Consider the following 14,952-nt stretch of genomic DNA (forward strand, 5'->3'; position numbering starts at 1 on the left):
CCACAGGCGTACGTGTTTAACCCGCTGGAGTGGGTTGACCCGTTGGGTTTGGCGGGTGACCCAGCAAAAGCTACCCACATTACGTATCAAGGATTGAAGGATGGCAGACCTTATGTCGGGTACGCAAGTAAACCGGGTTTCGGGCATAGTGAGCAGGATGTATTAGATTACCGATACGGCAAAAATTATGATGCGTTCGATATTGCGCCTAAAGCTTTTTACAAAGGAGAAGGGTTAGAAGGAAAGTATACAGCTAGGGGGTTAGAACAACGTCAGTTTGAAAAACTCGGTGGATTAGAAGGTACGTCAAACAAACAAAATCCTGTTGGGCCTAACAACCCTAGACGAGAAGAATATTTAGCCAAAGCAGATGAGCACATTAATAAACCACCTAAAGCATGTGAGTAAGGAGTTTAGTGATAATGGTTATTAGGAAAAAAGATTTAGTCGTTGATTCAGTTTTCTCCATTCAAGTACCTGAATATGGGTATGTTCTAGCACAATTTAGGAAAGATCATCATTTAGAAGTTTTTGATTGTTTGAGAAAAGAAGATACGTGGGAAGGTGTTGATCTTAATAATGTACCTGTACTCTTTAATATAGTTGTTGCAGGGCACAGGCTGCTAAAACTCTTTTCGAAAGAAGTATCAGAATCAGTGAGTAATAATAAGCGACCTCAGCCAATACTCAGCTTGACGCTTGGTGAGGTTCGACCATCGACAAAAGTTTTCAGCCTGATGCTTGTAAAGCATGAAGAAATATACGATTCAAATAATGAAATGGTTCTTATACCAAATTTAGATCCAGAAGAGCATAGAGATATCCTCTATTCCTTTGAATATCTTGGAATGAATGGTAAGCCTGAAGTGATTCGTAGTCGCATATCGACTTATTATGAAACTGGTATTAATTGGGATAATCAAAAGTCAATTCTTTATCCAGAGCTTCCATTGCCACCTAAGGGTTATCAACGGATGACATGTGAAGAATTTTTATCATCAAAAAAATAACCAAGGAAAAAATAATAAGGACAGGCACCATTATAAAGACCACCTGCTAATGCAGCGCGTGGCCCTGCTCGCGATAGACAAGTGGTCAAATCTAGGTAGTCAGTGACATTGGAACGGATTTACGCTCTAACAATGAACCGCCGGAATTGCCAAGCGCTAACAAGTTGATTCTTTGTTTAGGTTAGGGCGTGATGATAAAGATGGGGACGGGAAGCTAGCTATCCAATCGAAGTAAATGGATGCGACGTTTGTTCAACTTGAGCTTCGCCTGTTTTGTACTAACAACTCATATCCGCTCCATCCGTTGGGGCATTTGTCCCTTCAATTCTTACGCGCGTCGACCACTATCAGTACGACGCCGCCTCTCGCTTAACCTACACCGAAAATGGTGATGCATGGGTATCCTTTGCTTACAGCCCATCTGGGCTGCTATTGGAAGAAAACCTCAATGGCACCCCAATCGTTCATGAATACGACGAACATGGCCGTCGTATTGGTTCATCAGGCAGTAAAACCGCGCGACAATATCAATGGACTAAGCACCAATTACAGCAACTGTCTGTAGGCGAGCATACGCCGCTGCAATTTGCGTATCACCCCAGTGGGCATGAGAAAGCTCGCGCCACAGAGCAGGGTTTTAGCCTTCACCACCAATGGAGTGAAACAGGGTTACTGTTGCAACAACAGCTTGGTAGAAATGGTGATAGTTTACGCCAATATGAATACGATGCCCTAGACAGGCTCGTAGGCATTGACGATGCCAAACGCGGTAAATCGAGGTTCAGTCTAAACGCCAATGGCCAAGTTCAAGCCGTCCGCCAGCAAAAGACGTGGGAAAGCCAGCAACGCTTTGTACACCTGTTTGGTTACGACAGTGAACTCAACCTTAACCAACAAGGTTTTGCCACTGAATACGGTGATAGCGACAGCAATGTAGTCTCGCTCGATGATGCACGAGTCAAACGCCAATCTCGCCAATACGATAAGGCTGGCCGTGTATTGGATACAGGGCGATTCCGGTATCACTATGACATGTGTGGCCGCGTGGTCGAGAAAACCGAATACAAAGACGGCTTCCGACCCAAAACTACCCGTTTTGTTTGGAATGGGGATGACAGGCTCACACATATCGAACTGCCCGATGGTGGGCGGTACCGCTACCGTTATGACCCGTTAGGCAGGCGAGTCGCAAAAGAGTGTTTAAGCACCCAGCGAATCACTGAGTATTTGTGGGATGGGGCAAACATTGTCCAGCACAGTCAAAAGACCGCTGATGGTAGTGTTATTCAGACAATTGAATACCTGTACGAGCCAGAGACCTTCCGCCCACTCGCACAGGTGACGCATAAGGCCAACCAAGATTCTCAGCTACACTATATCGTGACTGACCATGCAGGCACGCCACAGGAGCTGTGCAGCGAAAATGGCGAGGTGGTTTGGCAAGGTGAACAAGCCTTATGGGGCCATTATCAACAGCAAAATACACTTCCTAATCATGGTTTTAGAGAAAACGCCCAGAATGATGAGCTCTACTGTGACCTGCGTTACCAAGGGCAAATAGAAGACCGCGAATCCGGCCTTTACTACAACGTTAATCGCTATTACGATGCAGACAGTGGCCAGTACCTAAGCCCGGACCCGATAGGGTTTTCGGGCGGGTTAAGGCCACAGGCGTACGTGTTTAACCCGCTGGATTGGGTTGACCCGTTGGGGTTGGCTTCTTCTGGTTGCAAACAGAAAAACAAGAAAACTGTCTATGAAGCGAAAAGCAGAAAAGAGGCATTTAGAGAGGCTAAACGTGACGCTGGTATTCCAAATAATCAAAAGCCAATGGTAGATCGAGTAGAATTATTAGATGAAAATGAATTTGGCAAAAAGGTTAAAGTATTAGATAAAAATGGAAATCCCGTACAGGTAAGACAATACCACTACACTAATACTAAAGGAGATAAAATAGTGATTCAAGAACATAGTCTTGGCCATAGTAAAGCAACGCCATTGCATGGTGATGTTCCTCACTTTAATGTTAGACCTGCTTCAAATCTAAATACGGGCTCATATGATGGCACACATGGGCATTATAACTTTTAACTGGTGATTATATGAATTTTTTTTCTTTTATTCGACGAGATGAATTTATTAAAAAACTATTTCCTCAAGGTTTAATCGATGATGTGTATTTAGGTCAGATAAAACTTGACGTTGAAGGTCGAATGTCAATTAATGTTCATACAAAACAGAAACCTGAAATTGAAGTGAAAAAATGGGGTAAATGGGGGGAGAATTATAATGTCATCGTTTTGGTATTAAATGGAACCGGATGTGATAATATATCAATAGACAACTGGGCTTCAGTTGGCTATTCAAAACTGAATATTATAGAAGATCATGATTCAAGGTACATATCACAATCCGGTGAAAACTGGAAACTGAAAATTAAATTTGAGGACTTTATTTTTCAACATTGTGAAGTGTATATTGACTAATAATAAACGTTGATATTTTTTTGAAAGCATGCAAGAAAATAACAAGGACAGGCACTCCTGAAGAAACCTCATGCTAATACAGCGCAATGCTTTGGTTGTCCCTTGCGGTGAAAGACAAGAGGTCAATCCTAGGTAGTGGTCAGAGGTATTTGAACGGATTTACGCTATGACAATGAACAGCAGGAATTGCCAAGCGCTAACAAGTTGCTTCTTTGTTTGGGTTAGGGCGTGATGATAAAGATGGGGGGACGGGAAGCTAGCTATCCAGTCGAAGTAAATGGATACGACGTTTGTTCAAGTTGAGCTTCGCCTGTTTTGCACTAACAACTCATATCTGCTCCATCCGTTGGGGCACCTTTCCCTTTAATTCTTACGCGCGTCGACCACTATCAAGTATGATGCCGCAATGTAGTCTCGCTTGATGATGCACGAGTAAAACGCCAATCTCGCCAATACGATAAGGCTGGCTGTGTATTAGATGCGGGGCGATTCCGTTATCACTATGATAAGTGTGGCCGCATGGTCGAGAAAACCGAATACAAAGACGGCTTCCGACCCAAAACCACCCGTTTTGTTTGGAATGGGGATGACAGGCTCACACATATCGAACTGCCCGATGGGGGGCGCTACCGCTACCGTTATGACCCGTTAGGCAGGCGAGTCGCAAAAGAGTGTTTAAGCACCCAGCGAATCACTGAGTATTTGTGGGATGGGGCAAATATTGTCCAGCACAGTCAAAAGACCGCCGATGGCAGTGTCATTCAGGAAATTGAATACCTGTACGAGCCAGAGAGCTTCCGCCCACTCGCGCAGGTGACGCATAAGGCATACCAAGCGTCTCAGCTACACTATATCGTGACAGACCATGCAGGCACGCCACAGGAGCTGTGCAGTGAAAATGGCGAGGTCGTTTGGCAAGGTGAGCAAGCCTTGTGGGGCCATTACCAACAGAAAAATGTGCTTCCTAATCATGGTTTTAGAGAAAACGCCCAGAATGATGAGCTCTACTGTGACCTGCGTTACCAAGGGCAAATAGAAGACCGCGAATCCGGCCTTTACTACAACGTTAATCGCTATTACGATGCAGACAGTGGCCAGTACTTAAGCCCAGACCCAATAGGGTTTGCGGGAGGACTAAGGCCACAGGCGTATGTGTTTAACCCGCTGGGTTTGGCGGGTGAAGCTCATGAAGGGAAGGGTGAGGGAACGACAAGAGTTCGGCATTATACGAACAGAAAAGGTTCGAAAGCTATTGAGCAAGATGGTGTCATAAAAGCTCAGGATAATAATCGTGTATATGTTGAACCGGCCAACAAAAAAGCTCTTAGTCAAGTTGCAGCAGAAGATAAATACCAGATTAAAAGAGGAAAAGGGCGTGATTATGTGGAAACTGATGTACCTGACTCACAATTGGAATGGGTAAAAAATCCACGTTATGGTACACCCGAATTAACAGTGAAAGGTGATCTTCTACTTAAAAATGCAAAATTTTTCAGAAGGAAATAATTAATGGTACCAAATAATAAAAGCATAACTATATCCGGTGAAGACTTAATTAACGTATTAAAGGAGATTGAGTTAATACTGGTATCATTACACGACATGGGTTCTTATTATGTTGATCATGATAAAAAAAACTATGAAGCTGAAACTACTCGGTTCATTGATGAATGGCAGGTTACAAAGCGTTTGGCTTATGTCAGAAAAGTGTTATCGGAAAAATTTGATTTGACACTTGGTGATGACGATATGGATGATCTGGAAAGAGCTATGGAAAGTGTTAAATATTGGTCTTTTGAAGGTGACTTCCCCGAGAAATTTAATGAAGATAAGAGTTGATCTTATTTATCTTAGAAAAAGAATTATCGTCACAGAAGTGACGATGGAAAGTTCGATATAGCAAAAAGACAACGAGAAAATAACAAGGACAGGCACCACTATAAAGGCCACATGCTTATACAGCGCGAGGTCTTGGTTAGTCCTTGTTGCGATAGCCAAGTGGTTAGAACTGTGTAGTAGCCAGTGACGTTTGAACGGATTTACGCTCTGACAATGAACAGCAGGAATTGCCAAGCGCTAACAAGTTGCTTCTTTGTTTAGGTTAGGGCGTGATGATAAAGATGGGGGATGGGAAGCTAGCTATTCAGTCGAAGTAAATGGATGCAACGTTTGTTCAAATTGAGCTTCGCCTGTTTTGCACTTTCTTGGCAGCCTACAGCTGTACTGCGGCGACGCTCCAACTGAGTGCATGCCTCCAGCCAGTTTCGCTGGCTGATATTCAGACATCCTTTGTGGTGTCTGTCCCTTCAATTCTTAAGCGTGCGGTGACGCTCGACCACAACGAGCAACCACTGGGTAAAACTTGGTATGAGTACGACGCGGCATCCCGCTTAACCTACACCGAAAATGATGATGCATGGGTATCCTTTGCTTACAGCCAATCTAGGCTGCTATTGGAAGAAAACCTCAATGGCACACCTATCATTCATGAATACGATGAACATGGCCGCCGTATTGGTTCATCAGGCAGCAAAACTGCACGACAATATCAATGGACTCAGCACCAATTACAGCAACTGTCTGTAGGCGAGCATACCCCGCTGCAATTTGCGTATCATCCAAGTGGGCAAGAGCAAACTCGCGCCACAGAGCAGGGGTTTAGCCTTCACCATCAATGGAGTGAAACAGGGTTACTGTTGCAACAACAGCTTGGTAGAAATGGTGATAGCTTACGCCAGTATCAATACGATGCCCTAGACAGGTTAGTGGGCATTGACGATGCCAAACGCGGTAAATCCAGATTCAGCCTAAACGCCAATGGCCAAGTTCAAGCCGTCCGCCAGCAAAAGACGTGGGAAAGTCAGCAACGCTTTGTTCACTTGTTTGGTTACGACAGTGAACTCAACCTTAACCAACAAGGCTTTGCCACTGAATATGGTGATAGCAATGTAGTCTCGCTCGATGATGCACGAGTCACACGCCAATCTCGCCACTACGATAAGGCGGGTCGTGTATTAGATACGGGCCGATTCCGTTATCACTACGACATATGTGGTCGCGTGGTCGAGAAAACCGAATACAAAGACGGTTTCAGACCCAAAACCACCCGTTTTGTTTGGAATGGAGATGACAGGCTCACACATATAGAACTGCCCGATGGTGGTACCGCTACCAGTATGACCCACTGATAACTAATATCGGATTTTGAAGCTTTTTAAAAATCGGTCAAATGATCTCGAAAATTTCCTAACTGATCGGCATTACTCCGGTTGGGGCGCTTTTTTTGAACAGCATTTACTCCGCGACTACAGAATAAACAAGCAAGTTAACGGCGGTGGAAAAATATAGCGCTAGGAGAAAACTAATACCGACGTAAGAAAACGAATAATTTTCAAACGCTCACTTCATGTAGCGTACCAAAATAAAAATCCATGTAAATGCAGCAAAAAGTAGTGCAATCAAAACCGCAGCTGATCCTATATCCTTCGCACGGCCACTGAGCTCATGCCACTCACTACCTACGCGATCAACTACAGCTTCCACGGCTGAATTCATAAGCTCAACGATGACAATCAGTACTAAGCTACCGATCATCATTAACTGTTCTAATTCATTGACTGGCAAGAAAAAAGTGATCGCAATTAGAATGATAGAAGCGACGATTTCTTGCCTAAAGGCGGCTTCATTTTTCCATGCAGCCTGAAGGCCTTTCATTGAATAACCTGTAGCGTAAAATAAACGACTTATTCCTGTACGGCCTGGTTTCATAAAGTGAGTAACCTAATAGTTAATAATGAGATAATAAAAATGTCGATAGCTTGAGTTGACTCTCATCTTATTAAAAAGTGCTATCGGATGTAGCATACTGTATCTATCTATTATTTTTCTATATGAAAATTCATTGCCATGTCACTTTTTTGAAATAATACAAAGTTGATGTTATCCCTATTAACAAAAATCGCCATAGTAATGATTAAAATTTAGACGGCCTCTTCAGTCATGAATACTAATTAAAAGTTAAATAGAGCATTAAATACGGATCTTTTTGTAAAGACACCCCTGTTACTTAGTCGATTAAACCTGATGAACCTAAGCACTCAGGTTCAATGAACATATTTCTATTTTTTATGTAACAGCATATTTTTTAAATAATTGTGCTCAGTCCAGTGGCTCATTATCACAATGGCGGCTATATGGCTTATCGTTGCCAGCATCGTTAGATTTGCGAGCGCTCCATGCAATTCGCTGAGCCAGTCATTTGCCCATAACATATCCAGTTGTGTTGCCCAGCCGCTAAGTCCTGTTAGGAGGAGGCCAGACCACAAAATCCAGACCATCACAGCTCCAGCTGGGTTGTGCCCTTCATGGTGATCTTCTTTTGTTTCTATCACTTGCTTTATGTGAATAAACGCATTGTGTATTGAAGGCTTAAAGGCAGACAAGCGAGCAGGGGAATGGACAATAAGACCCCAAATGAGACGAAGGCATATCGTGATCATCAGTAGATAGCCAATCCATTGGTGTGTTTTACTACCTTCTTCTGTTATGAGGTAGTTGGTTAAGAAAGATCCCGCCACAATCCAATGTGTCAAGCGAACAAATAGATCCCATTTGTAAGTTTTAGGCATTTTAGCGTTCCTCTATTTTGTTTATATTATCAAGATTGAAATGGATTTCTGTCGTTTATTTAATCTAAATAAATCCCGCCATTCTTAATTCTGTCAGTGTTCGATAAAGGAATTTGCCATATTAATCTTAAGAAAAACTTAAGACATTTAACGCATGAAGATAAAATAGGCGATAGTTTTTCGTTTTACAAAATGAAATGGAACTTATTTCTTTTATCAATGCCTTAACGTATTATCTAATCATTCATTTAATCTTAATAGTTGTTGAAATTTATGCTCAATAAAATCAAACCCTACTTAGGGCCTCTCTATCCAATTGCTGCTGTATTCGTGGTGGGGTTAGTTATCTTTTTTGTCTCTCGTTTAGGACTGGCTATCTGGCATTTTGAACGGGTGAGTGATGCTGGTGGATGGCTCACCATTTTCTTAAGTGGTCTGCGAGTTGATATTGTTTCTCTTTGTTATTTGCTCATTTTACCAGCGTTGTTATCTAGCCTACTGTCTGGCGATCATGCTGTCGGTCGGGTTTGGCATTGGTTTTTACGTGTGTGGATTACCGGCGGTTTGTGGTTGATTGTTTACATGGAAGCAGCAACACCGCCATTTATTATTGAGTACGATCTGCGACCTAATCGAATTTTTATCGAATATCTCATTTATCCCAAAGAAGTTTTCAGTATGCTTTGGAGTGGCTATAAATTTGAACTTTTCCTTGGTGCCGTAGTTTCCACGTTCACACTTTTTGTCGGTTGGAAATGGAGCAAGCAGCTTGTTTCGAACTTAAGCTTTCCTAAATGGTATTGGCGTCCGCTGATTGCTATTTTTGTTGTGGCTATTGGTATTTTGGGGGCGCGTTCTTCACTGGGACACCGTCCATTAAATCCGGCGATGGTGGCTTTTTCTAGTGACCCTTTGGTGAATGATTTAACGTTAAACTCCTCATTTTCAGCGATTTTTGCTGCCAAACAGATGAAGTCTGAAGCGAGTGCTTTCGAGTTTTACCCGAAAATGGATAAGCAGGAGATCGTCCAAGAAATTCGTGCATCCATGAATGTCGACAATAAAGACTTTGTCTCTGCACAACAACCTAGCATGGCAATGCACCAAGCGACCTATCAAGGCCAGCCTAAAAATATCGTAATCCTTTTGCTTGAAAGTCACGGTGCACGTTATGTTAGCCGTCTTGGTGGTATCGATGCGTCACCCAATATCGATAAATTGATTGATGAGGGGTGGGCATTCACCCGTTTGTACGCAACGGGAACGCGTTCTGTTCGTGGTATTGAAGCGGTGACCACTGGGTTTTCTCCGACTCCTGCACGTTCGGTGGTCAAGTTAGGTAAAAGCCAAACGAATTTCTTTTCAATTGCTGATTTATTAAAGTCTCGAAATTACCACACACAATTTATTTACGGTGGTGAAAGCCACTTTGACAATATGAAGAGTTTCTTCTTAGGTAACGGTTTTGTCGATATGCAAGACTTCCCAACTTTTGATTCGCCTAAATATGTTGGTTCATGGGGCGCGTCAGATGAAGATCTCTACAATAAGGCAGATCAGCAATTTACGAAGATGAGTCGTGAAGGTAAACCGTTCTTTAGCTTAGTTTTTAGCTCATCGAACCACAGCCCATTTGAATACCCTGATAACGTGATTGAACCGTATAATGAGCCAAAGCAAACGGTGGAAAATGCGGTGAAATATGCAGACTATGCGCTTGGACAGTTCATTGAAAAAGCGAAAAAGTCACCATATTGGGATAACACGGTGTTTGTTGCTGTGGCAGATCATGATGCTAGAACACAGGGTAATCAGCCTGTACCAGTCGATTACTTTCGAATTCCAGCGGTGATTTTTGGTGGCGGCATTGAACACCGCATTGACGATCGTCTAGTTAGTCAAATTGACCTTGCACCCACACTGCTTTCTTTGGCCGGTATCAGTAGCCAAAACCCAATGATTGGGTTCGATTTAACTCATGATGTTCCTGCTGAGAAGCAGCGAGTAATGATGCAACGAGATAAAAACTATGGCTATATGACAGCAGACAACCAACTGGTTGTTATTCGGCCTGAGCAAGGTATTTCTACTTATCAATATGATTTTAAATCAGATACCCTGACAGAAAAAGAGTTGGATCCAGAAGTGGTTAAACGTGCTCATGCCAATGCTATGTGGGGAAGCTTAGCGTTTAAAGAAAACTACTACACCGCATCTGATTCATATTGATTATATTTTTATCCACTTATAGCGTTATGCGATAAATCAGTACCCAAAAGTGGCTGAGAAACATAAACTGGTTGGACTTAAACAAGTTTAGCCAGTTTGTGAGGCGCAAAATGTTAGAAAAAGAGAACCTGATTAAACTTGCGCGTATGCCAATGCCGTTTGGTAAGTATGCAGGGCGAGCGCTTATCGACTTACCAGAAGAGTATTTGCTGTGGTTTGATAAGAAGGGCTTCCCTGAAGGGGAGCTCGGGCGTTTGCTGCAACTTTGCTTAGCGTTGAAAATTGAAGGATTGGATAGCGTGGTTAAGCCACTAAAGCATATGTGATCTAGTGGCTAACCGCGTTATTTTTTCATCAGTTTGGCGAGATCGGCAAAGGGGTTATAGGTCGCGCTTTGATGATCGTCTAATCTCGCAACAGGCTCAGCGCCAAATCGGTCGTGGTCTGAATATTTAGAGTGCTCATGATCGTGACAATAGAGGCATAAAAGCTCCCAGTTACTGCCATCTTCAGGGTTATTGGTGTGATCGTGATCTTTGTGGTGCACAGTTAATTCTCGTAAATTTGAATAAACGAATTCACGCGCGCAATTGCCACACACCCAAGGGTAAAGTTTAAGTGCTTTTTCTCGGTAACCGCTCTCTTTACGAGCATAATTGGCACTTGAACCATAAAAATCTGACGACATGTTAATTCCAACCATTGATTAAAAATACTTTTTCGATATTAAAAACCAAAAATCTGCGCTAATCAAAGTTTGTGTGATTTATTTTAATGCACGCCCTCACACCTTAGCGTAAGTGTCACTTTTACCACTCAATCTCAATCGGCGTGCCTTCTTTGACTAGGCTCAAAAATTCATCCATTTCTGAGTTAGTCAGTGCAATACACCCATTAGTCCAATCAAAACTTTTCACATATTCTGGTCGTTGCTTGTCGCCATTTTTTAGACCATGGATTTTTATATCACCACCGGGATTGATGTTTAAGCGCTGTGCATGCACTTTATCTTGATGATTCGGGTAACTGATATGAATCGAACGATAATAGCCAGAATCATTACTGATAGCTTCAAGATAGTATCGACCTTCTGGAGTACGTTGATCACCTTCTTGCTGTTTATGTCCTTTGGGTTCTTTACCCAAGGCAATTCGATACTCTTGAATGATCTGCTGTCCCGAGATTAAGTACATGCGACGCTTAGATTTATCCACTTTGACCAGATCAATCTCAGCCGCTGCGCTGTTGAGTGAAAAACATAGAAACAAAAGTAGCCTAGAGTATCGGGTCATAAGAGAGTGTCAGTACTGATAAGGTGGCAAATAGAGAGACATTATGCAGCGGAAGAATGAACGTGGCTAGTTGTCAATATTGTCTTGCAAATAAGACAATGCTAAAAATAATAGGGCTAACCATGTAATAAATGGAAACAGAATCTCAAAAATGTAGGTTAACTCTAGGATGTAAAAACATAGAGTGCAAATTTGCGGTCGACTTAACAGCGACCTTTTTAAGAGTTTGATTGCACATGATCTTTTGTCTAATTTTGCAATGAAAATTATTAAAATGTCAGGCCGCTCATATGTTCTCTCGTACTTTACTCAAACAGATTTCTTCTGCTCGCAACCACCGTATGCTCGCGGAAGCAACGTTTGATTTTCTTCAAAGTTTCATTTCTCCCAAATCAATGCGGATCTTTCATGCACCAACATTAAACAAGCGCCATGAGTCATTATTTGAGTACAACTTACCGACTGCTCTGCAAAATTATCCAAATACCTTTTGGAATTGGGCCGCACAATTTGACACCTCTGATGGTCTAATTCCACTAGCGATCAACACCTGCAATTGGGACTACCGTAGTGTGATGGGCGGTGAGTCTTATCTTTTTATGTTAGATAACCACCCTGATTTAAGAACCTATTTGCTGCTTGAGGCAATTGATAACGTCAACATTCATGCGAAAACAGAATCCGGAGAGCTCGATTGTTTGCAACTGATTGCGGCTCGTTGGCAATGTCTTCGCGCGGAATCTGAAGCGGCAAAGGAGTTTAAAAATAGAGATATCCGCGAAGCAAAATATTTGGATGAAATTAAACAGCGCGAAATGTTCATTGATAACATGAAGCTGGTTCATCAATTAGCGATTGAACTGGCTAACCCAGACAATTTGGATGCGCTGCACAGAGCGGCCGTTGATGTAACGAAAACACGCCTAGGGTTTGATCGAGCCGCTTTTTTAGTTCTTGATATGAAAAAACGTTGTTTTAGCGGAACTTATGGTACGGATGAAAGCGGAAAAACGGTGAGCGAACACCATACCCAATACGATTTGCACCAGCTAGAAGAAAGTTATTTAAGCGGTCTTTCTGATGATACTAAAAGTTTGGTGTTGATCGACGATGCCCCTCTATACACGGCGGGAAATGTGGTAGGACAAGGGTGGAATGGGATGTTAATTCTACGTGATGGTAATGAAACCATTGGTTGGATCGCGATTGATAACTACATTAATCGACAGCCCATTACTGAATACCAAAAGCAGATGTTGGAATCTTTTGGTTCATTGCTTGCGCAAATTTATATTCGCAAGCGTCAGGAGCAAAATGTTCGCATGTTGCATGCGAGCATGGTTGAACTGTCACGTTGTATGACGGTGAGTGACGTGTGCAAATCGGCGGTCAGTTTTGCGATTAACCGCATGGGCATTGATCGTCTGGCGGTGTTTTTGACCGATAAACACTGCTCGTACATTCAAGGAACGTGGGGAACCGATATCCAAGGCAACATTGTGGATGAATCGTATTTTCGTTCTGGGACCACCAATAATATGATTGTTGATATGGCCAAAGCCAACCCCAATGAGGTGGTGTTTGAAGAGTCAGTCCCTATTTATCATGACAGCAACATTGTTGGTTTTGGCTGGACAGCCATGACCATGCTTACCAACAATGGCGAACCTATTGCTTTTATTGCTGCGGACAATTTGATCCGCCGCTCACCACTGACCTCACAACTGCGAGAAGTGATCCGCATGTTCGCCTCTAATTTAACCGAAGTATTGATGCGCACCAGTGCTCAGCAGGCGATCAGTGAACTGAATGAGAATTTAGAAATTGAGGTGCGTAACCGTACCTATGAGTTACAAAAAGTGAACGACAAACTGGACTTAATGGCCAAAATGGATCCATTAACTCGCCTTGGAAATCGTCGGATGTTAGCTCATTTATTGGAACGCATCGGTTCGAGAGTACAAAATGAGACCGTAAGTTATGGTTTAATTTTGCTTGATATTGATCACTTTGGTTTATTTAATAATTACTACGGTCACTTGGAAGGGGATATTGCTTTGATTCGTATTGGCCATATTCTCAACCAACATGCTCAGGCAGAGAATGAACTCTTTTGCCGAATTGGTGGTGAAGAATTTATATTGTTGGTGGCCAACCGCGATGCAGCAGAAGTGAAAGCGTTGGCTGAAAGCATACGCTTTAGTATTGAACGAGAGCAGATTGAACATAGTGAGAACCCTGATGGTGACTGCTTAAGTGTCTCGATTGGTTACACTATTGCCCAGTACCTTCCCAGTGAACTTAAGTTTGAGGAGATGTACAGCAAAGCAGATAAGGCACTTTACCAAGCAAAAGATAATGGTAGAAACCAAGTCGTTGGTTACTCTGAGCAAAAACACCATACTCGAAGTGATAAAGTCGCCGCGCCAAATTCATAGTGTTGGCGCGGCGAGTCATGGCAAGGATAATGAGAACAGCAGATTATTCAGTCTGAGAGGTAATATTCAACCGTTGAAACGACGCGTACTTTTTTGATGTAAGGAGTATTGTTATCACGATCCACAATACTAAATTGTCCCTGTGAAGCGCGTTTAATCTTGCCAAGTGAGCTTTGCGAATCTTTGGCAAATTTCTCTGCGACTTCTCTTGCTTGTTTGGTCGCTTCTTCAATCATGTCGGGTTTGATTTCATTCAGTCCAGAGAATGAATAATCAACGCGGTTGTTGTAAGGATCTTGATTAAAAACGATGCCTTGTTTTCCTAAATTGCCGAGCTTATTAATGGCCTCGCGCACTAGGTCAACTTGATTGCTGTACACCGTAATGGTTTGGTTCGCTAAATAACGAAACTCGACTAAATTTTCTCCACCATACTGCTGTGCTTTTTTGTCGATCACCGCTGGCGATGATAGCGAGACACTTTTTTCATCAATGCCTTGCTGAGCTAAAAATGCGGTCACCAGTTGGCTCTGCTTTTCAATCGTGTTGAACATAGTGGGTAAATCATTGTCGGCCACACTAAATTGGATCGGCCAAACAACTGTGTCGGCGGGATATTCTCGCTCTGATAATCCTTTAACGGTCACTACGCGCTCATACTCTTTATATTTCACAGCCGTTTGCTGCACAAAGTAACCGAGGGTTGCGAGCCCGAGTATTAAACTCAAACCGATGATCAATGAAGCGCTACTTTTTATTTGCATGCCTTGTTTTCCTTTTGTTGGCAACAGTCCCAAAATGACTTGAAGTCGCAGCGGTGAGTCGTTTGAATATAACAGCACACCTTAGATTTGAGATTGTGATTTCGA

At 42.6% G+C, this 14,952-nt stretch carries 15 protein-coding genes; 10 read left to right on the forward strand and 5 right to left on the reverse strand.

The window, feature by feature from the left end:
- The 7 genes from AACT42_RS23655 to AACT42_RS23685 all read left to right on the forward strand — a co-directional run.
- The coding region (locus AACT42_RS23655) for a hypothetical protein (RefSeq protein WP_217899769.1) at nt 1-408 on the forward strand (408 nt) is incomplete at its 5' end.
- Nucleotides 409-422: 14 nt separating this feature from the next.
- Nucleotides 423-1,010: a hypothetical protein gene (locus tag AACT42_RS23660; protein WP_094183059.1), complete on the forward strand. Its 588-nt coding sequence runs from the start codon at nt 423-425 to the stop codon at nt 1,008-1,010.
- A 432-nt stretch (nt 1,011-1,442) separates the two neighbouring features.
- Nucleotides 1,443-3,101 carry an HNH/endonuclease VII fold putative polymorphic toxin gene (locus tag AACT42_RS23665; protein ID WP_094183060.1) on the forward strand — a complete coding sequence of 553 codons (1,659 nt, stop codon included), beginning with the start codon at nt 1,443-1,445 and terminating at the stop codon, nt 3,099-3,101.
- Nucleotides 3,102-3,112: 11 nt separating this feature from the next.
- A complete protein-coding gene (locus AACT42_RS23670; RefSeq protein WP_094132080.1) occupies nt 3,113-3,496 on the forward strand; it encodes a hypothetical protein in 384 nt (127 codons plus the stop codon).
- 519 nt (nt 3,497-4,015) lie between these two features.
- Nucleotides 4,016-5,002: an RHS repeat-associated core domain-containing protein gene (locus AACT42_RS23675; RefSeq protein WP_094183061.1), complete on the forward strand. Its 987-nt coding sequence runs from the start codon at nt 4,016-4,018 to the stop codon at nt 5,000-5,002.
- Nucleotides 5,003-5,005: 3 nt separating this feature from the next.
- Nucleotides 5,006-5,335: a hypothetical protein gene (locus AACT42_RS23680; protein WP_045612897.1), complete on the forward strand. Its 330-nt coding sequence runs from the start codon at nt 5,006-5,008 to the stop codon at nt 5,333-5,335.
- A 317-nt stretch (nt 5,336-5,652) separates the two neighbouring features.
- The gene (locus tag AACT42_RS23685) at nt 5,653-6,684 is read left to right on the forward strand and encodes an RHS repeat domain-containing protein (RefSeq protein WP_254918696.1); all 1,032 of its coding nucleotides are present in this window, start codon (nt 5,653-5,655) and stop codon (nt 6,682-6,684) included.
- Between the two features lie 211 nt (nt 6,685-6,895).
- Here the strand turns inward: AACT42_RS23685 and AACT42_RS23690 are convergent, their stop codons facing one another.
- Nucleotides 6,896-7,264, reverse strand: coding sequence for a diacylglycerol kinase (locus tag AACT42_RS23690; protein ID WP_094131821.1), 369 nt, complete (start codon nt 7,262-7,264; stop codon nt 6,896-6,898).
- A 350-nt stretch (nt 7,265-7,614) separates the two neighbouring features.
- The gene (locus AACT42_RS23695) at nt 7,615-8,124 is read right to left on the reverse strand and encodes a cytochrome b/b6 domain-containing protein (protein ID WP_088733473.1); all 510 of its coding nucleotides are present in this window, start codon (nt 8,122-8,124) and stop codon (nt 7,615-7,617) included.
- Between the two features lie 273 nt (nt 8,125-8,397).
- Between AACT42_RS23695 and AACT42_RS23700 the strand changes: the two genes are divergently transcribed.
- Complete coding sequence (locus AACT42_RS23700; RefSeq protein WP_038170427.1) at nt 8,398-10,353, forward strand: LTA synthase family protein; 1,956 nt, start codon at nt 8,398-8,400, stop codon at nt 10,351-10,353.
- Between the two features lie 110 nt (nt 10,354-10,463).
- Nucleotides 10,464-10,679 (forward strand): DUF3820 family protein, encoded by a 216-nt coding sequence (locus tag AACT42_RS23705; protein ID WP_026028377.1) that lies wholly within the window; start codon nt 10,464-10,466, stop codon nt 10,677-10,679.
- A 17-nt stretch (nt 10,680-10,696) separates the two neighbouring features.
- Here AACT42_RS23705 and AACT42_RS23710 read toward each other — a convergent pair whose 3' ends face one another.
- The gene (locus AACT42_RS23710) at nt 10,697-11,041 is read right to left on the reverse strand and encodes a YajD family HNH nuclease (RefSeq protein WP_010318547.1); all 345 of its coding nucleotides are present in this window, start codon (nt 11,039-11,041) and stop codon (nt 10,697-10,699) included.
- A gap of 121 nt (nt 11,042-11,162) precedes the next feature.
- The gene (locus AACT42_RS23715) at nt 11,163-11,645 is read right to left on the reverse strand and encodes a L,D-transpeptidase family protein (protein ID WP_094131820.1); all 483 of its coding nucleotides are present in this window, start codon (nt 11,643-11,645) and stop codon (nt 11,163-11,165) included.
- Between the two features lie 290 nt (nt 11,646-11,935).
- Here AACT42_RS23715 and AACT42_RS23720 point away from each other — a divergent pair, with 290 nt between their 5' ends.
- Nucleotides 11,936-14,083 carry a GGDEF domain-containing protein gene (locus AACT42_RS23720; protein WP_094123584.1) on the forward strand — a complete coding sequence of 716 codons (2,148 nt, stop codon included), beginning with the start codon at nt 11,936-11,938 and terminating at the stop codon, nt 14,081-14,083.
- 47 nt (nt 14,084-14,130) lie between these two features.
- Here the strand turns inward: AACT42_RS23720 and AACT42_RS23725 are convergent, their stop codons facing one another.
- Nucleotides 14,131-14,847 (reverse strand): SIMPL domain-containing protein, encoded by a 717-nt coding sequence (locus AACT42_RS23725; RefSeq protein ID WP_026027736.1) that lies wholly within the window; start codon nt 14,845-14,847, stop codon nt 14,131-14,133.
- Nucleotides 14,848-14,952: the final 105 nt, after the last annotated feature.

Source organism: Vibrio sp. V15_P4S5T153, assembly GCF_963874485.1.
Taxonomy (GTDB): Bacteria; Pseudomonadota; Gammaproteobacteria; order Enterobacterales; family Vibrionaceae; genus Vibrio; species Vibrio anguillarum.

Coding starts and splice junctions, on each gene's coding strand:
- AACT42_RS23660 (WP_094183059.1), top strand. CDS start 423: ATGGTTATTAGGAAAAAAGATTTAGTCGTTGATTCAGTTTTCTCCATT.
- AACT42_RS23670 (WP_094132080.1), top strand. CDS start 3,113: ATGAATTTTTTTTCTTTTATTCGACGAGATGAATTTATTAAAAAACTA.
- AACT42_RS23675 (WP_094183061.1), top strand. CDS start 4,016: ATGGTCGAGAAAACCGAATACAAAGACGGCTTCCGACCCAAAACCACC.
- AACT42_RS23680 (WP_045612897.1), top strand. CDS start 5,006: ATGGTACCAAATAATAAAAGCATAACTATATCCGGTGAAGACTTAATT.
- AACT42_RS23685 (WP_254918696.1), top strand. CDS start 5,653: ATGGATGCAACGTTTGTTCAAATTGAGCTTCGCCTGTTTTGCACTTTC.
- AACT42_RS23690 (WP_094131821.1), bottom strand. CDS start 7,264: ATGAAACCAGGCCGTACAGGAATAAGTCGTTTATTTTACGCTACAGGT.
- AACT42_RS23695 (WP_088733473.1), bottom strand. CDS start 8,124: ATGCCTAAAACTTACAAATGGGATCTATTTGTTCGCTTGACACATTGG.
- AACT42_RS23700 (WP_038170427.1), top strand. CDS start 8,398: ATGCTCAATAAAATCAAACCCTACTTAGGGCCTCTCTATCCAATTGCT.
- AACT42_RS23705 (WP_026028377.1), top strand. CDS start 10,464: ATGTTAGAAAAAGAGAACCTGATTAAACTTGCGCGTATGCCAATGCCG.
- AACT42_RS23710 (WP_010318547.1), bottom strand. CDS start 11,041: ATGTCGTCAGATTTTTATGGTTCAAGTGCCAATTATGCTCGTAAAGAG.
- AACT42_RS23715 (WP_094131820.1), bottom strand. CDS start 11,645: ATGACCCGATACTCTAGGCTACTTTTGTTTCTATGTTTTTCACTCAAC.
- AACT42_RS23720 (WP_094123584.1), top strand. CDS start 11,936: ATGTTCTCTCGTACTTTACTCAAACAGATTTCTTCTGCTCGCAACCAC.
- AACT42_RS23725 (WP_026027736.1), bottom strand. CDS start 14,847: ATGCAAATAAAAAGTAGCGCTTCATTGATCATCGGTTTGAGTTTAATA.